At 42.4% G+C, this 22,310-nt stretch carries 14 protein-coding genes and 1 tRNA gene; 4 read left to right on the top strand and 11 right to left on the bottom strand.

Annotated elements, in window-relative coordinates; all coding sequences use genetic code 11:
* Positions 1-17 precede the first annotated feature (17 nt).
* Genes dndB through dndE form a run of 4 tightly spaced genes read left to right on the top strand, consistent with a single transcriptional unit; the run spans position 18 to position 5,090 of the window.
* Positions 18-1,097 (top strand): DNA sulfur modification protein DndB, encoded by a 1,080-nt coding sequence (gene dndB, locus AOT11_RS12370; RefSeq protein WP_017421950.1) that lies wholly within the window; start codon positions 18-20, stop codon positions 1,095-1,097.
* Positions 1,094-2,725: a DNA phosphorothioation system sulfurtransferase DndC gene (locus AOT11_RS12365; RefSeq protein WP_017421951.1), complete on the top strand. Its 1,632-nt coding sequence runs from the start codon at positions 1,094-1,096 to the stop codon at positions 2,723-2,725. Before dndB ends, AOT11_RS12365 begins: the two co-directional genes overlap by 4 nt.
* Before the next feature lie 8 nt (positions 2,726-2,733).
* Entirely contained in the window at positions 2,734-4,743 is a 2,010-nt protein-coding gene (gene dndD / locus AOT11_RS12360; RefSeq protein WP_017421952.1) for a DNA sulfur modification protein DndD, read from the top strand.
* The gene (dndE, locus tag AOT11_RS12355; RefSeq protein ID WP_017421953.1) at positions 4,743-5,090 is read left to right on the top strand and encodes a DNA sulfur modification protein DndE; all 348 of its coding nucleotides are present in this window, start codon (positions 4,743-4,745) and stop codon (positions 5,088-5,090) included. The genes dndD and dndE overlap by 1 nt, the downstream gene beginning before the upstream one ends.
* 149 nt (positions 5,091-5,239) lie before the next feature.
* Here dndE and AOT11_RS12350 read toward each other — a convergent pair whose 3' ends face one another.
* From AOT11_RS12350 to AOT11_RS12300, 11 genes are all read right to left on the bottom strand, one after another.
* On the bottom strand, positions 5,240-5,695 hold the full coding sequence (locus tag AOT11_RS12350; RefSeq protein WP_017421954.1) for a hypothetical protein: 456 nt from the start codon (positions 5,693-5,695) through the stop codon (positions 5,240-5,242).
* Positions 5,695-7,716: an AAA family ATPase gene (locus AOT11_RS12345; protein ID WP_017421955.1), complete on the bottom strand. Its 2,022-nt coding sequence runs from the start codon at positions 7,714-7,716 to the stop codon at positions 5,695-5,697. The genes AOT11_RS12350 and AOT11_RS12345 overlap by 1 nt, the downstream gene beginning before the upstream one ends.
* Positions 7,697-7,924 (bottom strand): hypothetical protein, encoded by a 228-nt coding sequence (locus AOT11_RS12340; RefSeq protein ID WP_017421956.1) that lies wholly within the window; start codon positions 7,922-7,924, stop codon positions 7,697-7,699. The genes AOT11_RS12345 and AOT11_RS12340 overlap by 20 nt, the downstream gene beginning before the upstream one ends.
* The gene (locus AOT11_RS12335) at positions 7,921-10,017 is read right to left on the bottom strand and encodes a DEAD/DEAH box helicase family protein (protein WP_017421957.1); all 2,097 of its coding nucleotides are present in this window, start codon (positions 10,015-10,017) and stop codon (positions 7,921-7,923) included. The genes AOT11_RS12340 and AOT11_RS12335 overlap by 4 nt, the downstream gene beginning before the upstream one ends.
* Positions 10,018-10,076: 59 nt before the next feature.
* Positions 10,077-10,421, bottom strand: coding sequence for a hypothetical protein (locus tag AOT11_RS12330; protein WP_017421958.1), 345 nt, complete (start codon positions 10,419-10,421; stop codon positions 10,077-10,079).
* Positions 10,414-15,474 (bottom strand): DNA phosphorothioation-dependent restriction protein DptH, encoded by a 5,061-nt coding sequence (gene dptH, locus AOT11_RS12325; protein ID WP_017421959.1) that lies wholly within the window; start codon positions 15,472-15,474, stop codon positions 10,414-10,416. The genes AOT11_RS12330 and dptH overlap by 8 nt, the downstream gene beginning before the upstream one ends.
* A complete protein-coding gene (dptG, locus tag AOT11_RS12320; protein WP_017421960.1) occupies positions 15,455-16,804 on the bottom strand; it encodes a DNA phosphorothioation-dependent restriction protein DptG in 1,350 nt (449 codons plus the stop codon). The genes dptH and dptG overlap by 20 nt, the downstream gene beginning before the upstream one ends.
* On the bottom strand, positions 16,804-18,402 hold the full coding sequence (gene dptF, locus AOT11_RS12315; protein WP_017421961.1) for a DNA phosphorothioation-dependent restriction protein DptF: 1,599 nt from the start codon (positions 18,400-18,402) through the stop codon (positions 16,804-16,806). Before dptF ends, dptG begins: the two co-directional genes overlap by 1 nt.
* A gap of 463 nt (positions 18,403-18,865) precedes the next feature.
* Positions 18,866-18,953, bottom strand: a tRNA-Ser gene (locus AOT11_RS12310).
* Positions 18,954-19,097: 144 nt separating this feature from the next.
* A complete protein-coding gene (locus AOT11_RS12305) occupies positions 19,098-19,547 on the bottom strand; it encodes an L-alanine exporter AlaE (RefSeq protein ID WP_089529801.1) in 450 nt (149 codons plus the stop codon).
* A gap of 245 nt (positions 19,548-19,792) precedes the next feature.
* Positions 19,793-22,210 carry a hybrid sensor histidine kinase/response regulator gene (locus tag AOT11_RS12300; protein ID WP_017421962.1) on the bottom strand — a complete coding sequence of 806 codons (2,418 nt, stop codon included), beginning with the start codon at positions 22,208-22,210 and terminating at the stop codon, positions 19,793-19,795.
* Positions 22,211-22,310 lie beyond the last annotated feature (100 nt).

Genomic DNA, 22,310 nt, shown 5'->3' with positions numbered 1-22,310 from the left:
AAACTCAAAGGTATCGTATGCACAATCAAGATTCAGGCTACTGCTACTCATTCCCTGCGGTTAGAGGAATTCAAGCAGGACGCCCATTTTACATTGCTACTTGCCCTCTAAGAATTATTCCTAAGATCTTTAGCTATAACGAAGATGATGTTCCACCTGAACTTCGCGCACAACGTACACTGAACAAAACTCGTATACCAGAAATGGTTAAATACTTGCTTGATAATCCAAAAGACTACGTTTTTTCGGCGTTAACAGTTTCCGTTGGTGTCGACATTGCCTTTGAAGACCATGCTGGCGCTCCGAATCTTGGCATTCTAAAAGTGCCAATGGATGCGCAAATCCTAATCAATGATGGGCAGCATCGCCGCAAAGCAATTGAAGAAGCATTGCGTGAAAACCCCGATCTCGGCCAAGATAACATTCCAGTGTTGTTTTTCATCGATGAGGGTTTAACACGAAGTCAACAAATGTTTGCCGATTTAAACAAGTATGCGGTTAAACCTAGCCCATCTTTAGGTACGCTATATGACCACAGAGATGAAAGCTCTGAACTTGCTCGTGAACTAGCAACTAAGGTGCAACCGTTTATCGGCTTGACTGAAATGGAGAAGTCCAATATCAGCCCCAAGTCGAACAAACTTTTTACTCTGAGTAGTATCAAGCAATCAACTCGCGCTCTCTTGAGTAAAGGTCCTAAAGATGGCTTCAGTGAAGAAGAGAAGCAACTCGCCGCTGAATTCTGGCAAGAGGTAACTTGTCATATAAAAGATTGGCAAATGGTTATTGATAAAGAAGTATCCCCAGCACAACTTCGCCAAGAGTATATTCACGCACATGGAGTAGGGCTACATGCTATTGGCGTATTAGGTAAACACCTACTGTGCCAAGAACCAAAACTATGGAAAGAAAAGCTTCAGCAGTTGGCCAAAGTTAACTGGTTAAAAACCAATCCGGACTGGATCAAACGAAGTATGAACCACGGCAAACTAAGTAAGTCGACACAGAACATTCAACTTACTGCCAACGCACTAAAAATTGAACTTGGGTTACCACTAACCCCTGAAGAGAAAGCTCTAGAGAAGCAGTTATCATGATACACGAGCTAAAACTGGCAGAAGACCTAGCCGAATACGAAGACTTTATCAATGCAGAAGACTTCGCAAATAACAAACTGAGCCACTACATTGCAGATGTGCAGCGTGTCTACTGTGCTGACAAACGCCCATGGGTAATTGGTTACAGCGGTGGTAAAGACTCATCAGCAGTCATGTCGTTAGTTTACTTGGCACTACTTGGCTTAGAGCCAAAAGACCGCCAGAAACCGGTTTTTGTGGTCTCTTCAGACACACTTGTTGAAACACCTGTTGTTGTTAACCACATCAAAGACTCGTTGGCTGCTATCGAGAAAGGCGCGAAGCGCGATAACCTACCTATCACTTGCCATAAAGTCGTCCCTAAAGACAATCAAACATTTTGGGCAAACTTGCTTGGTAAAGGCTACCCAGCGCCAACACGTTCTTTCCGTTGGTGTACAGAACGAATGAAAATTGACCCTGTGAGCGACTTTATCAAGTCTAAAGTCTCACAGTTTGATGAAGTGATTGTAGTACTTGGCTCTCGTAGCCAAGAAAGCGCCTCACGTGCGCAGGTCATCGCGAAACACAAAATTGATGGCTCACGATTAGCCCGCCACACAACACTTGCAAATGCGTTTATTTTTACCCCTATCGATACATGGGGTGTAGATGATGTTTGGAAGCTACTGCGTCTTTGCCACCTAGAAACTAAACAAACCCCGTACGGACCTAAGAACATTTGGATCGATGAGTATGATCTTGAATGGGAAAATCCGTGGGGTGGCAAAAACCTTGTGCTGTGGAATCTCTACAAAGACTCTTCTGGTCAAGGCGAATGTCCAATGGTCATTGATGAGACAACACCGTCTTGTGGTAACTCTCGCTTCGGTTGCTGGACATGTACTGTCGTAACCAAAGACCGTGCAATGGAAAGCCTTATCCAAAACGGTGAAGAGTGGATGGCTCCCCTTCTTGAATTCCGTAATAAGCTGTCAATGACTACCGATCCTGCGAACAAAGAAGAGTACCGAAACCATAAACGTCGCACAGGTAAAGTCAGCTACCAATACGCAAAAGAAGGCGAAGACATCGCAACCGAACGTAAGCACGTTCCGGGACCTTACTGGCTGAAATATCGCCGTCAATGGTTGCGCGAGTTGCTTGAACTGGATAAGAAGTTTAAAGCTGAAGGAAGAGAGATCGAGCTGATCACAGTACCTGAACTTCATGCTATTCGCCAAGAGTGGATTCACGATCCAAATGAGCCAGACTGGGACGACTCTCTACCTACTATTTTCAAAGAAGTTTATGGTTACGACCTTGATTGGGTATATGACGATAACGCAAGTTTTGGTAAAGATGACGCACAACTCATCCATGAGCTGTGTGACAACTTTGATATTGAACCAGAGATGATCATGAAGCTTATCGAGCTAGAAGTCTCGATGGAAGGCTTAAGCCGTCGTAGCGGTATTTCAAATAAAATCGCGTCCCTGTTGAAGCGAGACTGGGGTAGCTTGGAAGAGATCAAACAAAAGCATGCTTCTCTACAGAGTAAAGCTGAGTTTGATATTCACCAAAAAGAGATCGAGCGCTATAACGAACAACTTGCCGATCTAGATAAGCAGCTTCAAAAAGAGTTTTAAATACTGAAATGTTAATAACAAAACTAACTCTCAATAACTTTCGAGTGTTCCGTGGCGTACATGAAATTGACTTGCGCCCTGCTCCGGCACGCTTAAGTAAAAATGGCCCTATTGAAGGAACCGAACGACCAATTATTCTGTTTGGTGGCCTTAACGGTGCTGGTAAGACATCGATTCTGACAGCTGTGCGACTCGCTCTTTTTGGCCGTCAATCATTTAGCCAAGTGTTGTCAAATGGTGAGTACGTTGATGCCCTTTCCGAACTGATCCATAAAGGCGTCGGCCATGGTGGAGTTCAAGATAACGCATCGATTGAGCTTGAGTTTAAATACAGCCAAAACGGCGAAGAAAACACTTATAAAGTGATTCGCGGCTGGAAACGCGGTAAGAAAGATAATTTATGCCTTGAAAAAGACGGAGTTCAAATTCCCGAGCTCAATTACGATCAGTGTCAGGGCTTTCTAAACGAATTAATCCCAACAGGCATCGCTGACTTATTCTTTTTCGACGGCGAAAAAATCGCAGAACTTGCTGAAGATGAGTCTGGCACGGTGCTAAAGACTGCAGTTCGTCGTCTATTGGGCTTAGATGTTATCGCAAAGCTCAAGAGTGACTTAAATATCTTCTTGAAAAAACAAGGTTCTAGCGCACTAAGTCAATCGTTAAAAAAGGAAATGGATTCTCTTGATGAGAAACGTATCAGCCACGAGCGCAATGCAGAGAAACTTCGCGGTGAAGCGGACATCGTTGACGCACAAATTGAGCTCGTATCACGCGATATTCTTAGTCTAGAGAATAAGTTATCTCAAAACGGCGGCGCTTGGGCTAAAACTCGAGAAGATGAGCAACAAAAAGTAGATAGCTTGCTTAAAGAGAAAGTAGAGCTTGAAAAGCAAATCCGCATGGAGATGGAGACAAGTCTTCCATTCGCGCTAGCACCAAATGCAATGCAGCGCCTTCAAACTCAGATAAAGCAAGAACAACAGATTAAGAAGAAACAGAACTTTGGCAACGAGCTGGACTCATTCTTAGAAACACTACGTTCAAAGTACCCAAGTTTTGATACCGAGATGGCTCAAAGTGCGATTGCTGATAGCTTTAAAGCACACGTGGGTGAGTTTGATTCTGCCGAGCTGCTTTTGGATATCTCCGACCGTCAAGCGAATACTATTGACTATCAACTCTCTAACCTGTCTCGAGAATCTTTTTCACGTTTCGATGAAGCACGAGTACGTCTTCAAAAAGTCGAAGAAGAGATCGATAACGCCTCAAACAATATTGCACGAGCTCCTGAGCAAGAGCAGGTGCAAGAGCTTTTTGCGGACGTGCGCGCATTAGATAAGAAAAAAGAGAAGCTGATTATCGAATACCATGCTTTGCTTGAAGAAGCAAAACGCGAATTGCGCCAAGCACTAGAGACAGCTCGTCAAATTCAGAAGCTACACGATAAGAATAAAGATCAATCCAATAAAGATCAGAGTATTAGCAATGCCCAAAACTCAATCTTATTGCTTGAGAAATTTGGTGAACAGTTAACTAAAGCTCGCGTCAACCAGTTAGAAAACGAGTTCGTCCAATCTTACAAGAAGCTGGCTCGTAAAGAAGATTTGCAGCTATCTGCTTCAATTAACCCTGCATCGTTTGATGTTGAACTAGTCGATGAACACGGTATTAAGATCAATCGCAAAGCAATGTCTGCAGGTGAAAAACAGATCTACGCGATCTCAATTCTGGAAGCGCTAGGCCGTACATCTGGTCGTAAGCTGCCAATTATTATTGATACACCACTAGGTCGCTTAGACTCGCACCACCGTGATAAGCTCGTTGAGAACTACTTCCCAACAGCAAGCCACCAAGTTGTGATTCTATCGACAGATACAGAGATCGATAGAAACTACACCAGTCTTATTCAAGACGATATTGCGCGCACTTACGAAATCTGCTTTGACGGTACAACTAAGTCTTCAACCTTGAAAGAAGGTTACTTCTGGAGAGAAACAACTAAGGAGGCTGTGTAATGCTACCTAATCGTATGAACCTGACTCGCACTACTGAAGAACAGCTTAAAAAGTTGAAGGGCTATACTGGTATCACTCCAAACGTATCGGCACGTATTGCTTTCTTCCGTTCAATAGAAAGTGACTTCCGTTATCAAGGCCAAGAAGCCAAGTTAGACGGCTCACTTGTATTGGATAAGTATACTTGGCTTGGAGAAACTAGTGATGTTACTGAGTTAGTTTTGAAAATGTACTACCCAGATCTTGATACTAAAGAATATCAACAAGCTTGGGCTGCGCATGTGGAAGATGGAATATCTTCAATACGAAATCATAAAAATACGCTAGATTTTTCAATAAAAATTTAGGTCTTTGGCTAACTTAAGTCAGGTGTAAATTTACACCTGACTTCTCATTTGGAAGATGATGTAGGATCACTTTAGTTCTTATCTGTAATTCATTGACTGTATATTAGACTGAAAAGGAAAATAGTTTGATTTCGAAACCCAACCATTTTTTAAAATACATTCGGCGGAATGTCAATATTTTCCGAATCTTGGTCAATTAAAGCAGTAGCTTTTTCCGCTATCGCATTAAGCAAAGTGTCCGTACCAAAAGCATCTGTAGGATTATCTGCTAACCATCCTGCAATCTCATACATTCCAGCGTTCACATAGTCTTCAAATATTTTCCAACACTGCCTGTCTTCTTTCAGTATATAGGGATCTTCAGTTTCTATTAATGCAAATAAGTAGACTAGACCTTCTTGCCTATTATTAAAAAAAACTGAATCGGGAATTTCTGGCCCATTATTTTCCACTTTAATACGTTCTCTTTGGAAACCAACCAAGGCTGCAAAAACAGCTAAATCCATATATGTGCGAAAAGTTTTTTCCTGTGTCTTAGCATCCCTATCATCACAAAACTGCTTACATAAATTAGTATATTTTTTATCAATGTAAATTGTAGCCATTACTTAACCTTTACTATAGTTGAGCCGTTGAAACTAGAATTATATTCGGATTGATTATACTTATTATTATTAATATATATTTCATCCAATGGCTTGCCATTTCTATGATATTTTTTATGAGAAACCAGAATATACTCACTTCCAACTTTGTCTTCGATAGTTTTACCGACAGTCCCACGCCAATGAGATGAAGAGAGTAGCAGAACAAGTTGTTCTGAGTTTTCAGGTAAAAATTTTGCTGTGGCTTCTCGATAGGTTTCATCGAGCTCGCCAAATGGAGCGTCAATGATAAAAGGAGCAACTGTACCTGGTTGTAAGAATTTACCATCAGCTTTACTTCTCTGCTCAGCCATATTTATCAAGGCTGATACAAAAGCTAAATTTAGCAATAGTTTCTCACCTTTACTTTTAGCCACTATATTTCCGTCTTCCCTTACGAGTTCAAAGTTAAATGTATCAGAAACCCTAACAGAATAGTCCTTTCGACTAAAAGTACTAAGAATATCATTTACGTCTTTTGCAATAAGAAATTTTGAATCCTTTTCTGTTTCTCTTAACTTTCTCTCGCTGAGATCTGTAAGTTGTTCTACAAATTTAATGCACTTATGCAAGCTATAACTCTCTGCACCACTAGGTAATTGTTTCTCAACTTCTTTTTTGAGGGATGCAATAGAGTTTTGTAACTCGGCAATTTCTTTGCTTATTACCCTCTGAGATGCAGAAAATCGTGTTATTTTCTCTTTTACATCCATTTCTTGAGAACGAAGAACCTTTAACTTGCTATCATCGATTTTATCTAATTCCACATTTAATTGAGTTATACTTTCTTTAGAAGATGCTATTAGATTATTAAACGACTTAACTGAACGTCCTACTTCTAACAAGTTGTCAATAAAGTCTCTTGACTTATTCCCAATAGTTTCAGCAAAAGAACGAGCCTTCATTATATTTTGTTTTATCTCTGCAGTATTTGCGTGATCTAATAAAGATAGTATCGCATTATGTTCTGGCGATTCCGGACATACGTCTCGGCCACAAATACACCTAGCAGATGAAATTATATCTTTTACCAAAGTTTCATCGTAGGGTGCTGGTACCTTTCCTGTAAGTGTTGTAGTATCAATGAAACTTAAACTTTTTTCACTAATATCTAACCCAAAGACGCGCCATCCATACTCGCCAATTAGTTTTTGTCTTCTTACCTGCTCACGCTTTAGATTTGCTTTGTGACTATCTAAAGAATTTTCTGCTGATTTTATTCGCTTTTTAAGCTCTGTAGCATCTGCAACTTTGCAACTTATTATCTCATCATCAATTCTCTGCCTTTCAAGTTCAAGCTCACTTAGTATATCTAATATATTTTTCTGTTGTAACTTCTTAGTTGTAAGCGTAATAGTGTTTTCTTTTAATTCCTCTTGAACCTTTAAAAATTTAGTATTGGCATTATTTATCTTCGTTAATTTTGAGTTCCATTTCTCTCTAATTTGACCAAAATCTTCAATTGCTTGTTCAGCTAGTGTGAAGCCTAGAATATCCCTAATAGCTTTTCTAAAATTCCCCTTGTTGGCCTGTAGTTGTGAAATCCCTTCTCCGTGAAATAGAAAATACTCTGCCATATCTTCAGGAATCACGCTATTTAGAAACCGTTTATCACTCCGAATAGGTTCATAACTACCTCCACTTACAGAGAATAGACTTAATTTGGATGTGCCTAAGGTGCTATCAAATGTTCTACTTGCACTGTAGGTATTACCCTCATGAAAAAACTCTACCTCAACACCACATTTAGTAATTCCTTCTTTCTTAGCATCTAAATTTACAAGCTCTTCTTGTTTTTCAAAATCAGCAGTAAACTTGTCGTAAAAACACCATAAGATGCTGTTAAGTATAGTGGTTTTACCTACACCATTTTCGGCATGGATTAGAGTGACGTTTTTTTCTCTATCTGTTGAAAATTCAATTTTGTTATCATTGCCGTAAAACTGACGAAAGTTAGTTAATTTAATTCTTTTGATCTTCATTATTTAAGCTCTCGATGCTCTTTAGCAGAATTTTCTCAATTTCTTCTAAACGTGCAGATTTGGTGGTATGTTCTATACCAAATAAATATTTTTTTTCTGCTCGAATGACCTCATTGATCGTTTTTTCATGTACACTCAGGTCGATATCTAATAGTTCGGGAGAATCCTTTACCTGATTCAAAAAGTCTTTTACTTCTTCAAAATTCATAATAAATGATCCAGATTTGCTTTGTTTAAACTTAATAAAGAAAAATCATCTACTCGCTGTTTCTCTTGTTGCATCATAGATGTGAAGCAGTTTATATGAGTCCGATTTTCCGGAGGAAATGCGACAAAATCATATATTACAGCCTTATCCTTGCCTAAAGATTTTCTAAGCACTCTTCCGCGCCGTTGTATATACTGACGTTCATTACGGGTGCTAGCCATAATAAAGGCTTGGGTGCAAGCTGGAACATCGATACCTTCGTCTAGAACACGTTTCGATACTAAAGCATCTATCTCTGTGTTTTTAAAACTATTCATGATTTTTTTTCTCAATGACAAAGACTGTTGACTAGTAAACTTAGAAGTTCTCCAGCCCCGTTGGTGTAATATTTGGGTCACTTCATCAATAGCATACTCATCATCGCCAACATCATTTTCATAGCCACCTTCACCGCAGTAAAAAAGCGTATGTGATATGATCCCCTGCCTAGACACTAAGCTTTCAAGGGCTTGCAATTTTGATGTTAAGTTTCCTAGTAAGCGTGTCCGATTTAAATATAGATACATCAACGCATCCTCATTTATCAGTTTGCCGGATTCTTTCGTAGCCTCTAGTTTGGCTATACTTGACGTTAGATGTTCATATTGATCAGCTTCTTCATCATTCATTTTGCAGATAACTGGATGGTAGTCGTATGGGCATAATACACCATCTTCTATCGCTTCTTCTATGCCGTATTCTGTTACTATTTCACCATAAAAACTTTCTAACAACTCCTGCTTGTCTGCTTCTCTTTCACTCCAAGGAGTCGCTGATAGACCTAGTCTCAGCCTAGCACTAGGAAACTTATTTAATAGATTCAGATTTGCATGGTTATGGCATTCGTCACCAACAAACATAATTCGGTCTGAGTTGATTTTATTTACTTCTGCTAGAAATGAAGGGTTGTCTCTCAATGTATCATTTACAACGACTAATGCTAGGAAAGTAGGTTCAAGAGACAAATTAAACTCTGATACCCTATTCTTAAGCTCCTGTAGCCACAGGCTCTGAGATTTGTAACATAACAATCCATGAATATTGAATGCTTTCATCTCCTCATACCATTGCTCAGCTAAACCTTGATAAGGAACTGAGACAATTAAACAAAACCCTCTATTAAAGGCTTGGTGATTACTCAATACTGTACTTGCATGCAAAGCTGTGACTGTTTTTCCTGTTCCTGTAGCTAATTTCATAATTCCATGATAATTGTTTTCCGCCCACGCTTTTAAGGCTACCTCTTGATGTGTTCTTAACTGATATTTATGTCGCCCTATATATTCTGGTAATTTCGGTAGATCTCCGATTTTTTCTTGAGAATCTTCTAGTATCTTCGTTTCTATTCCTTCAAGAGCTTGAATTATTTCAGAAGCACATTTCCCAGAATGAAATTCTGCTAGTCGTTCTATAAACTCTTTACTTGCTGGTATTGTTTTGGTTACAGGCTGGTTATCGTACCATAATTTTTCAAAGCGTTCTTCAATATCTATTCCATAGAGGTTATATATTTCTTGATACCAGCTAAAATATGCATTAATTGATTCTGAATTCAGATCGTCAGATAAAGCATTCTCTGTTTCATTTGCTGAACCTATAAATGCAACTTTTTCTCCATCGGAATCAGAGATTATACCTATTTTTTCATGGTACATACCTCGAGGTCGTAGAGCAAAGCGAATTTGTAAACGTCCACTGGATACCAGAAAAGACAAAGCATCCAAACGCCTACATTCAAGGTCATCTTCTAGGTTTAGGAAGAATTCAGAAATTTTTTTTTGTATTTCCGTATGCTGGCTATTAAGACCTACACCTCTTTTAATTGCTTCAAAATCCTCAGCACTAACTGGGTAACCAATGATTAAACGCATATCTCCGCCAGAGCGCAATAAAGGGGCAAGACCTCGTGCAGCTATACTCAAAGATGCTGAAGAAAAAAAGCCAACCGCACGGTAATAGCATTGAGCATCTTTCAATGCTGGAATATAGAAATCTTTTACAATTGAGCTATTCTCGGAAGAATAACTGAACTTTAACCCTGCTCTATTTAGCATACACTCGCCCCAAAGATTTTTTACACACGTGGCCTTTGAATTTAACTTTAAATATATATCTAGCTAATAATTAGCCCTTTTTTCTTAGCCAAACATGCTAAAGCACATAAAGGGGCAATTATATCTAGGTACCCTCGCTGGTATGTAGCTTCAACCAACGTCCCTATTTCATCACCATACCTCTCTGTGACACGAGTAGCATTGCGAATATGTATTTCCTTTCCGAGACGACCTAATTGCTTAAACTCCGTCATGTAAGCAATTATTTCTGGTGAGTGATTTGAGTTTGAGTCATACCATTCTCTTAAGGTAACTACTTCTGCATTTCGCTTTGCTAATTCTACTTCCTCAATTTTCGCTAACACCTCAGGTGTTTTACGAATGCTTACTTTTTTGCTATTCATAAACTGGCAACTCCCAAAACGCCCTATCGCGCATCTTAACGATCTTCTTAGCCCCATCGATGTATAGGCTGTAGTGCTTCTCTAACTTATTGATGGTTTCCATGAGCTTCTCTTGCTCAGCTTTTTCGTTTACACAAAAAATAGCTTTTAACTCTTGAGGTCGAATCTTCGCAACACGGTGGATAACCCATGTCAGCACATAACTTGAGTAGTCGTTTTCACCTGTTTGAAAGTGGGTAATATCCTGCGTAGAGAGGATGACACCAACGCCGTACTCTCTGCCTTCCTTCAAGATCTTACGTAAGCTTGGAAAATTCTGAGACATAAAGTTGTCGGCTTCGTCTACCAAAATCATCTTGGTAATTTGACGGAAGTCGCCCACAACGTCTGGCTTTCCTTTCTTCTGCATTTGCGAGTAGAAAAGGTCCAACGTCAGCGCCACAACCAAGTTTTGAATTTCCGAGGGATAACCCGCCAGTTCAACCACGGTAATGCCATCCACCAGCTCATAAAGGCTGGTCATTTTCTCTGGCTCGGATTCAAAAATCTTAAAGCGAGCTAGCTTCGAGAGTGCGGCATACAGAGAGTCTTCCTCGACTTTTTCTTGCTCTAAGAATAGTGCCCAAACGTCATCAATCGTTGGTGCTGGTCTGCTCCATGTTGTTGGGTCTTCAGGGTGAATACCTGCCGCTGCGTAAGATTCTAGAATCAAGTTCTCCAAGCGAAGCTGCTGCTTTTTACCTAACCCGTATGCACGGGACATTGTTTCTGAAAAACCTGCTGCAGTGTGAATCGGTAGCATGGGCGTATCACCGTACAAGCTCAGCGGGTTATAAGGCAACCTGAATAACTTGTACTTTTTAGCATGGGTGGCATCGATAAACTTGTCGTCGACGTAGTCTGACTTGTAGTCGAAGATCAGCATGCCAATTGGTGCACTGTTTACATTCTCTGCTTGATTGCGGTAAAGCTGAGTAATCACAGACTTGGTGAACTGGGTTTTGCCCGTACCCATGGTGCCAATAATACCCGTGTTGGTATTCATAAACTTAGCGGTGTTGGTCGGCTCCCAATTTAACGGCGCATTTGTGGTCGCATTGTGTCCAAACAACACATGAAGATTATCAGAACTAGCTGATACTAAAGGCATTGGATCAACTTTAATCTCGGGCTCAGGAGCTGGATCAACTTCAGGTTTGGCTGGTTCTTCATCTTGCTTGTCTACTGCGGACACGCGCTCTGGGTCAGAGGCTTGTGTTTCCCCTACCAACATATACTCCGCTGGCACATGACAGATCTTCGCGATGTCTTTTTCATTCATCAGCACCTGAAGTGGGGTTTGCACCAGTGACGGCAATAAAGACATTGGAAGATCAACCTTTAACACTTCTTCTTGCACACTGTAGCTAGGCTCGAAGCAGGTTCCACTTTCAAGGTGGCTAATCACTATGCCAGCAGGATAGTTTTCGAGCTCTGCAATGCTGTAGTTGCCGCGCAGCCACTCTTCTTTCTCCCCTAATAAGGCCTCAAAGTAGTCGTTACTGAATACGTTGTAGAGTCGGTATTTGTCGATTTGCATCAACACTTGGCGAATAAACAGGCCTCGGTACAACTTCGACGCCAGTGTCTCATCGCTTAAAAGCTCTGTCAGATAGCGGCGAAGCTCATTCGCTTGCTGCACCGCTTTTTTGTAATCTGGGGTGGAGCCAGTTTTGACCTCGACAGGCAGAAGATACATATTGCCCTCTTTAAAACCCACCAGCAGGACATCATCGGAAATTGCGCCTTTTTTATAACCCTGAACATTGCGTGAGAAATCACTGTCCGTCATTTTCAAGCCAATGTTTCCAGAGACACGGATCATCTCACCGACAGACAGTGGCACCCAGGTGATATCCGATTGATGTACAAGACAGGTCGCAAACTTGTAAGCACCGATGATGCCAGTGCGCTCTTTGCGGATGGTGTCGTTGCAGGTCATCATTTTCAGCAGCCAATCACCGTTAAAGGCGTTGAACTCATTAATTTGCCCACCACCACTTTGCGCCACTACCCTTTCAAACAAGTCACGCTGTGCCGTCACGGTAATGGCATCGTAACTGGCTGAGCTGGTGTACTGATCGGAGTAATGGATAAGAACGACATCTTGATTGGCGTGGAAGAAATCCAGTGTCACTTTAGGGTCTATGATGGTGGTCCAAATGGAGCTGTCATACGAACGCTCCAGTAACGATTTAAAATCTTCACTTACCGCGAGTGCGGGTGCATTGGAACCAGTGTATGGCGTACTTGGCTTGAATGCTGGCTCCATTAGCGAGCCAACATACTTCGCCATTTCCAGATGCGGTTGGTTACGGTATTGAACGTTTTGCAGACCAAAGGCGGTAAAGTAAGAACCTTGATCGCTCTTAGAGGCATCACCAGTCAGCAGCCCGTCACAGGCGATGCCACTTGGCATGTCATCAACGCTTAAGGCCTTCAGCTTCACATTGTCATTGTTTCTGAAGAATGACAGATGTGAGTAAGCTTGCCCTTCACGCTCGCTGTGAGCATTGGTGAATTTACTGTAGGTGAGCCGAGTTCGAAGAATGTCGATAATGGTATCAGCATGTTCGCGAACGTTGCCACGGTCCAGTTCAAGCCATGAAATGAGCTTTACACCAGTGGATGATTCTGCAAATTGATCAAATGCATTGAAGGCTAGCTCATCATCATAAAGGTTGACGTGAATTGCTGCTGAGCTCTCTAGGTTATCTTTGACATAATCCACTAACCCAAAAAACAACTCTTCCGCTCGATCTTGATTCACCGCGTTGATCAAGATGCTCTTCTCTGAACCCGTGAACAAATGAACGAATGCCTTTTGGAACTCGTTGATCTTCTCTTTCACCAGTTTACGAACGAACTTCAGGCAACTTTTCTGATGCGGAACGCTTTTAATCCAAAATGAATTTTCTGTCACTTGTTGGTTGTAAGCAAAATCGTGCTTTGCATGGTAAACATAAGGAAGCAAACCACTCGGCCCTAAGCGATTAAACGTCACTGTTGGTAAGTCTGCAAAGCTATCGTCTTTTTGCATTTCATTGCAAAGATTTAGGTAGTAAGCCAGTACGAGTGGATGGAATGACGAGTAATACTCGTCGCCATTCTCACGTACCAAACCGATTTGCATCACCAGCTTTTGTTCTTTGCTCAGCATGCCACCGGTTGGAATTGCTTCAAAATAGGCTAGAAACGCCTCAACGGCGGCCATGACCAATGAAGTAAATTGTGGCCCCCAAGAAACGAGCGAAATCGTGGTTCGACGTGAGGCAAGGTAATCAAACAACGCGTGATAAGCATTATGAAGCGTGTCATCAATAGCCCTTAATTGCTCAAGCGCTAGGCTGTTACTTTCCGCTAAGTAAAGCATCTTTTGCTGAACAAAACGCTCTTCCCAACGCAACAAACTGATACGCGGCTCCATGACACGGAACTCACTGTTATCAATAGCGACCACATCTTTGTTTGGGTAGAGCACGCCATAGACGTCATCATCAAATAGTTTGTGGAAGCGAGATTGGTTGAGCAGCAATGGAAAAGATAGGCTGCTTTCTACTTGCTCGCCTTCAACGCGAAAGGCCAATGCGTTATCACCTGATTTCACCACAAAGCCAATATCTTCTGATTCATTGGCCAGAGATTCAAAATCAACGACGCCAGTTTCTGCGCGATCGACTTCTTCGCCGACATCGTCTAGGCTGCGAACAGTCGCGAGCACGGGATTGATAACTAGGCGATTATCTGCCGTTTTCAAAGTAAGGCGCTGTTTCGTAGGTTCAATCACAAAGATATTTTTAATCTCGTCGAGAAAAAACTCACCTTTTCTGACCACTAAACAGCGGAAATTGTGATTTTCTGAGCTGTTTTCACGCTTCAGAGCAAGATTAAAAAATAATGGCTTGTTGCCATATCTGGCAGCCAATGTGGCATTCGCCCCTTTACTCGTCAGGCGCGTCGTGAGCACATCCTGCTTGCCAAAGGCATTTGCTGGAGTAAGCTTAAATTGCTCTTTGCTAAGATCATCAGTGCCAGAGAAACTCAGTTGCAGTTCAAACTCGCTTTGGTCTTCATCCAACTCAATGATGAGGTGACGATCGCGAAGCCCTGCTTTGGTTTCTTTCGGGTAGCGGCCAATCACCTCTGCGTTGTTGAGCTCCTTTTCGCTCTCATGCTTCAGATGCTGAGTTTTGTTCTTTTTGATTTCTTCTCTATAGGTTTCAAACTCGACATCTTTCCAGCCGTCATCGGAAAAATGCTCTTTTATAAATTTACTGCTAAAACCTTTGAGTTTTTCTTCAAGTTGTTGGCCAAAGTTTTCCACTTCAAACGACAACTCTTGATATAGGGAACGGTTTTCCTGCAAACGCTGTTTGATCTGCTTTTTGTTACCAGATAACTCTGCGACAAAAGGATCGTCGAACATACCCAGCTCTCTGAAACACAACTCGCCATCTTCAACCGCCTTGTATAATGACTCAAACCCAAACATGGTCGCGCCATCTTCCAATATCGCGTCAAATTGATCATCCAAAAGACAAAGTGAAACGTCTCGAGACTTGTCAGTTTGCTCAATCAAACCGCTGAGTGCGACTTTAATTTTCTCTGGGCTCCATACCTGACCAGGCTGACCGAGATCTTCCGCAGAGTTGATAAGCGTATCGAGGCGACTGTTATGAATCACCACCAGCGCACAGCCCTTCAACGGGCCTTCTTGGCTGGCGATTTCATCACGAAGATGTGAGATGTAGTTTTCAGTAAACCCGGTATCGCCTTCTTCTTCGCTATGAAGCACGGGCACGACTTTGCAATCTTCTAAGCTCAGATAACTCAGCATCACACCGTTGCGAGCTTGTATATCGCCATCTTTGCGCACGATAAGCGCATCAAACAAGCGCTGACTGTTGCGATGATCGGGAGAATTAAATTGGTAGCGATAACCGGCGCGGATGTTTCCTTTCGCGTGCAGTAAAAACTGCGAAACCAGAAACGTTTCAAATTGTTTTGCGCACATATACTGCATCTCCACTGTCACTCATGCGTTCAACGTTACCAATACGCTCATAAAACTTGATAAGCTCTTGCTCTGTTTGTTTATCAACAAAAATCCCCCTTCCCTGAAAGCCAAGTATCAGCTCATGGAAGCGAAGCTTTTCCTCTTTACCCACGACCAAGTTAGTCAGCAAAATAATGTGGTCCTGAGTGAGTACTAACACTCGACCAGAGCGACCACGGACTTGAACAAAATCCTTGGCCATGTTTTTCTCAACCTCAGACATGTACTTTTTGATAATGCTTGGGCGGTCGGTTTTAGGGTCTCTAAACTGCTCTTCAGCAAGCTTAAGAGCGTACTCTAGCCAGTCGATGGCGGTTGTTGCATTCTCAGGTATCGCGGTATCTAAGTTGCGATTGGCTCTGAACATCAGCGAATAGTTTTTCATTTTCTCAGCGAGATCTTCCCTACAGGATCTTTCGATATCTCTTGCCAAATGCCACAACGGTTTTTTTGATTCTTCTGCGTTTGGTTGAAGGTTTTCCAACATAGAGAGAAACGGAAACAGCTTGAACGAAGACTCACTAAAGAGCTTATAGCCGTGCTTTTTAATATGGATGCGTTCACCACTGGCCCGTTCATGATCCATGATGAAATAAAGCGGTTTCGCGGTTGGGGCTTCGCAGGTTTTCCAATCCGCCAGCGATAGGCTCAGCTGCGCGGTATAAGCAAATCCATAAAACGCTAAGAATTTCTCGAACTCATCTAACAGATATTTCGGATAGTGAGTGAGAAACTCTAGGTCACGTTTAAACGCTTCTGCGATGTAGGGCAAATAAGGCAACTCGTCAGCACGTAATAATTTGTCATTATCTGGCTTGGTTTTTGAACGCAGTGTTTGCAAAAACTCTTGCTCGATGAAGTTTAAGTTGGCATCAAACTGCTCGATTTGTCGACCATTTAACAGGTTGATGAATAGAGACGCCACGCGAAAATCACCCGCTTTACACTCACTTTTCTGGCTCTTAAACAACAGAAACTCGGGGCTTACCGAAAAGATATCCTGATTGGTGAAATACATATCCTCAAGCACGTCCCAAAAGCCTTCTTCACCGAGTTTGTTCTGTAAATTGGCTTTGCAATCGGCGATAAAATCTTGGTAGCTGTATTTCTCGATCTTTTTGCGCAGCAAACCACGCAGCACTAAGCCTACGACCGATGACCAGTCAAAATCATTGCCCTTGGTACGAATGGAAATATAGCTGTTAAGGATATTCTTGTTTTGGAACTTGTCCGCTGCCGTTTGCGGCAAGCCGGATTTTATGGGTAATGCGAAGTTATCTGTCGTCATTAGTGCATACCACTCACTTCGAAATAGTCACTTTCTTCTCTTACAATTTTGTAGCGCTTGTTCGCTTTCAGAATAAACAAGGTATCTTTTCGATTGGCGACCGCCAACATCTGCTCCAACGCTTCATCAAGTAAGAGGACGGCATTTTTGTCATGCTTATTTGGGCGATATCCCTGACCAATCTTCACAAGCAGTTCAAGTAACTTGACACTAATTGGCATTGGCTTAAGTAATTGCTCATCGACTTTTAAGTAAGCGTTGAATGTACCGATTTTCTGTAAGGCATTATTTTGTATCTCCGTAAAATCAGGTTTGACTTCAAGAGAAACTGCCGTTTTGTAGCCGTTTAGCTCCGAAACCAAATACTCATCTTTATCTAGTGTTGGGGCATGGCGATTACAGTAGCAACGGAGAGCAGCAATTAGTGTCTCTTTATAGAAGCTGCTGAGTGCTTTGCGCATTTTTCCGGAGCCATCGAAGTCACGGTGCAAAAGCCAAGCGGATGCATAGGCATCAACCAGATTGTTGGTAAACTCGTTTTGTAGCTTTGACACAAAGCCATTGCTGAGCTCCTCATCACCATTGAGTATGTAAAAAAGGCGAAGGAATGATGTCGCTTCCGTGACCTCAAAAAAACCCATCGAGTTGATCTTGGCTTTAAACGCAGCAAAACCTTCATGCTCGATGCCTAAGCTATGCTGTAGAACAAATTCGTCGACTGTGCGAGTGTGCAAGTTACTAGGGTCAAAACTCTCAATGCGAGATAAAAGCTCGTTATCACTGTTCGTAAATAAGTTATCAAACAAATAACCATCAGCTGCCAGCAGTTGGAAAATGAAGTCCAGCAAAGCTCGAGCCGTGAGAAACTGATCTTTGATAAGACGAGCTTTTAACAGCAAGCCGATCAGAGACTTTTGCACTGCCGGGCGGCTCAATAACGCAAAGTTTGCTGTCAGTCGTGTATGCCCTTGAGACTTTAGCTCTCTGTCGTAAAGCAGATAAAATGGGTTATCAAATGTCTGAGCTGTCAGTCTTTTGAGAAACTGCTCGGCAAAGTCAGATGCACTGCCCTCGCTATTAAAGGTAAATTTTGGATAGTCTTCAAAATCCAAAAACACATACTGCTCTGGAATGTCAGAGCGATTGCGAGCGAGAAAGCTCCGAGCTGCATTCTTAACATCGCTATGATCGTCTGCACCTTCTTCCGCATAGTTGCCAAGCATACCCACGTTGATGCCGACCACGAGGGGTTTATTACTTTGCTTGAACTCGGTGAATCGCTCATCTAAAGCATGAATAGCCGTCTGGCTTGGGTTGAAACTGTGTGTCGCATCCAAATGAAAATCATGAGTCGCTTTGTGCTTCTGGCTATACTGCGTCAGGATCTCAGACTTGCCATCGCCACTACTCCCACATAAAAAGATGATTTGATTAGGCTTGGCAGATAGGAGTGCCTTTTTGAAATCCGCTTCTATATCTGTCTGGATGTAGATATAGCGTTTGTAATCAGCCAGATGATCTTGATTTTGCTCTCTCTCAGTGCTTACCGCATAAGGTGAAGATTTTGAAAGAATGCTCAGGGCTTTCGCTAAGTTCAACAGTTATGTCTCATATGGATGTTCATAGAGTTACATAATACTCAATATTCTCAGTGTTTTAATCGAACTTTCGTGATTTATGTCCACATGTTGGAGTAAATTTGCTGTTGATCAAGTTTCTATAACCTTGATCTGGCGAAGATTTATCCGTGCTCATGGCTAGGACGAAAAATGATAAAGGCAGCGATCTCAGAATAGCCTGATAGCAAGATTGGCCTGCAATAGAGTGTGGGATATTTATCGATCACATCAAAGCCTTTCTAAACTGTTAGAAAACGATGTTCCCAAACGGATTTGATGAGTGGTTAAGGCACCTAAACGTGACGTGAGTATTTTCTTAAACCTAGTTCGTCGTTGATAACTTGTATCGAACTTCATAGGACTTTCAATGAGTTAAAGTCATTGATTTAACAAATTTACAGACATAAAAAAAGACGTCCTAGGACGTCTTTTTTCAAGAATGTGGCGGTGAGTGAGAGATTCGAACTCTCGGTACGTTGCCGTACACACACTTTCCAGGCGTGCTCCTTCAGCCACTCGGACAACTCACCGAATCAAATTTTGTGTGGCAACTCGTGCCAACGAGGCGCTAATTTAATGATTATCTTGGGATTGGTCAAGCCCAGTTTTAAAAAAAAGCGCCATGAGGAGTTTAGTTGGCTAGTAATTGGCTAAATCGAGCAATCTACCATCAATTATGCTTGCTGATAGTAGCCTGGGACCTTAAACCAACGGCGACACATATCTAGGAAGTAGCCGTACAGAACGCCCATACCGCAAGAGATAATCGCATTGCTGGTCACTGCGGTGATGATCTGCTCTGTCGATGCGCCTACCGCAAGCAAAATACCGGCGTAGACTGGCGATTGAAAAAGCACATACGCCACTAAATCGGATACGTTTTTCATCAGTCCACTGGTCGATACACGCGCACCTTGGCGAAGAACCCAATCACGAAACACACCAAAAGGCCACGCGATCGCGATGTTAACCGGAATAGATAACGTTCTTGATGCCAGAGATTGCTGGAAAGTCATTCCAGAAATCAGAATCTCGATAATCATCCCTGAGATAAAGCAAAAAACCACCATAGCAAAAGTATCAGCTGCCGCATGACGGATACAAAATGGCGCACGAGATTTCATTTTCTTCCTCTATAAAATTAAAAACTGCAAAATTAGCAAAATAACGACATCATGAACCAACAAACAAACCAGCATGCAGTTCATCGCGCTATTAGAGCAGATAATTTGCAGTTTTTGGCACCATTTTTAATTGAAAGATGTAAATTAATAACCAATTTAAACGCAAGATGTAGTTTAATTCGCCAGAAATGAATAAAGCCGCTTTTTCAGCGGCTTTATTTCGTAATTAAACTACATTGGGTAACTCAATCTGCCAGCAAAACGGTCAGCAGGTTGATTTCTTCTTGATCTGGTTGTTTATTCTCGCTCAGTTGCTGCTCAATTCTGGCGAGTGATTGCGCCAATGCAGGCTCGATCGCGTCTTTGTGCTGGCCTCGAATTTGGCTGATCGCGTTGTACGCTTGAGTAAGTTCCCCGTTTTCTATCGCGATATAGAAACCGACGAGAAGTGATTCTATTGATTGCTCTTCAACTTGTGCTTGCACATCTTCTGCTCGAAACTGGTACAAAAGTTTCGCGTGTTGGAATAAAGCGTCATCCAGTTCTGCTTCTACTATTGGCTTGGCGATAATATGATCCGCCCCTACCCCTAACATGCGCTCTCGGGTTTCTTTAAACACGTCAGCGGTACAGCCGAAAATCAAGGTATGTCGACAAGGTGAGTCCATGGCACGAATCGCGGTAATCGCTTCAATACCATCCATGACGGGCATATGGTTGTCCATCAGTATCAGATCAAACGCGTGCTGTGCTACGCGCTCTATCGCCTGCTCTCCATTCTCCACACGCTCACAGCTGAAACCTTTATTCCTTAAGAAGGTTTCGATAATGATGGCGTTGGTTCGGTTATCTTCAACAATCAGCGCTCGTAACCCCTGATAGTTGAGCTTGTATCTTGGCTCTGTGCTCTCTGCTCCTGGTGAGGTGCATTCCAAAGCCAGCTCAACCGTAAAACAGGTACCTAATCCTACTTGGCTAGACACAGCAACACTGCCGCCCATTTGTTCAGCAATTTGTTTGACGATGGCGAGGCCAAGCCCTGTACCACCAAAACGGCGAGTGGTTGACGATTCAGCCTGTTCAAAAGGTCGGAAGATGCGTTTTTGCGCCGACTCTGGGATCCCGATGCCGGTGTCTTTTACTTTGATTGATAGATAGTTCACATGCTCCTTTTCGTGCTCTTCAAAATACACTTCCACCAAGCCTCTTGCGGTAAACTTCACGGCGTTACTGAGCAGATTGAATAACACTTGACGCAAGCGTGCTTTGTCTGCGCAGTACCAGCGGCCCGTTGGCACCGTTGAGTACACTTTAAACTGCAAACCTTTCTCGGCACATAAGGTGTAGTAAACGCTATTAACACTGCCAATGATGGAGTCAAATGGGAAAGGATTGTTATCAAACTCCATATGCCCCTGTTCTATTTTCGAGTAATCGAGAATTTCGTTGAGCAACGTCATCATGTGATCACCGGAGTCATAGAGGGTTTTGAGATGCTTACGTTGTTCTTCGTTTAATGGCGTTTTTAATAAGATCTGTGCCGTACCAAGCACACCGTTCATCGGGGTCCGAATTTCATGGGAGAGCGTAGCCAAAAAGGCCGTTTTAGCGTTTGTTGAGGCTTGGGCTTTGACTTTCTCTGCTTCTAAATAGACGGTTTTCTCGTTGATGGTTTCGATTAAGTGTTTGATTTCGTCTTCGCTGTCATAGTGAATGTCGATAATACCGCCTGTTTTAGACACATCCACTTTCTTCGCAATCGAGATGATGGGCTTAATCACGTAACGATTCAGCGTGTAATAGCCCACCAAAACGCAAATCAGAAGGAAAGGAAGAATACCGGCCTCTACACTCATCACTTGGCCAAACACTTCGTCAGACACGGTCAATTGCGAGTTGATAACACGGACACGCCAACCAATATCAGCCACTTCAATTTCACTGATATAGCGATCGCGTGTGAGATGAAAGGCATGCTCAAGCAACAACTTACCGCCAGGGTCAGAAATTGATACGCCAAGTTGATATTTATCAGTATGACCTTTAACGAAATCGAAAAGCGTTTCCAGTGAGATATCCACAGTTGCCACGCCTGCAAACTCACCATCGATAAAATAAGGCTGAGAGGCAGTGATCATCTGAACTTGCGTGTAAGGGTCGGTGTATACGTTTGACCAAGCGACGCTATTTTCTGGCAAATTGACGACCGATAAATACCAACTTTCCGTGTGATAACCGCTAGATTCAGGATTGTTGTAAGAATGGATCTGCTCGATGCGGCCATCCTCTCCTTTATTGAAAAACAAACTGACATAGCGCAGGGAGCCGTCTATTTGCAGCGGCTCCGGCCATACGCCCCCACTTGCGACAACTTGGTCGCTACTGGCAATAATTTTTCCGAGGATATGTGGTTGGTTCGCGCCCTTTTGCTGACTTTGCGCCACGCCGACCAGACTGTTAAGCACGCCCACGGCGCGATTAAACGGAGATTTGATTTGAGAGGCAAGCAGTTCTGTCCTGAGATCGAGATTTCTCTCGATATTGCTGCGCACCGGAGGTTCCACCACCAAATAAGCAACACTGCCTATTGTGGCGATGAAAAAGCACAAATAGAGACTCAGTGCATAGATGCTTTTTTTCCGAAGTGACGAGCGTATTCTCATAATTTATCAATACTTTCCCTGTTGTCTCGCTTAAGTGTATACCCAATTTTCAGCAAAATGCATACTGTTATTCTTTAGCGCTAACTGGATCAAGAAAGTG

The organism is Vibrio vulnificus NBRC 15645 = ATCC 27562 (genome assembly GCF_002224265.1).
Taxonomy (GTDB): Bacteria; Pseudomonadota; Gammaproteobacteria; order Enterobacterales; family Vibrionaceae; genus Vibrio; species Vibrio vulnificus.
This window is presented reverse-complemented; position numbering and strand designations above follow the sequence as displayed.

Excerpts from the sequence above, each read along its gene's own strand:
- dndB (WP_017421950.1), top strand. The coding sequence starts at position 18 with ATGCACAATCAAGATTCAGGCTACTGCTACTCATTCCCTGCGGTTAGA.
- AOT11_RS12365 (WP_017421951.1), top strand. The coding sequence starts at position 1,094 with ATGATACACGAGCTAAAACTGGCAGAAGACCTAGCCGAATACGAAGAC.
- dndD (WP_017421952.1), top strand. The coding sequence starts at position 2,734 with ATGTTAATAACAAAACTAACTCTCAATAACTTTCGAGTGTTCCGTGGC.
- dndE (WP_017421953.1), top strand. The coding sequence starts at position 4,743 with ATGCTACCTAATCGTATGAACCTGACTCGCACTACTGAAGAACAGCTT.
- AOT11_RS12350 (WP_017421954.1), bottom strand. The coding sequence starts at position 5,695 with ATGGCTACAATTTACATTGATAAAAAATATACTAATTTATGTAAGCAG.
- AOT11_RS12345 (WP_017421955.1), bottom strand. The coding sequence starts at position 7,716 with ATGAAGATCAAAAGAATTAAATTAACTAACTTTCGTCAGTTTTACGGC.
- AOT11_RS12340 (WP_017421956.1), bottom strand. The coding sequence starts at position 7,924 with ATGAATTTTGAAGAAGTAAAAGACTTTTTGAATCAGGTAAAGGATTCT.
- AOT11_RS12335 (WP_017421957.1), bottom strand. The coding sequence starts at position 10,017 with ATGCTAAATAGAGCAGGGTTAAAGTTCAGTTATTCTTCCGAGAATAGC.
- AOT11_RS12330 (WP_017421958.1), bottom strand. The coding sequence starts at position 10,421 with ATGAATAGCAAAAAAGTAAGCATTCGTAAAACACCTGAGGTGTTAGCG.
- dptH (WP_017421959.1), bottom strand. The coding sequence starts at position 15,474 with ATGTGCGCAAAACAATTTGAAACGTTTCTGGTTTCGCAGTTTTTACTG.
- dptG (WP_017421960.1), bottom strand. The coding sequence starts at position 16,804 with ATGACGACAGATAACTTCGCATTACCCATAAAATCCGGCTTGCCGCAA.
- AOT11_RS12305 (WP_089529801.1), bottom strand. The coding sequence starts at position 19,547 with ATGAAATCTCGTGCGCCATTTTGTATCCGTCATGCGGCAGCTGATACT.
- AOT11_RS12300 (WP_017421962.1), bottom strand. The coding sequence starts at position 22,210 with ATGAGAATACGCTCGTCACTTCGGAAAAAAAGCATCTATGCACTGAGT.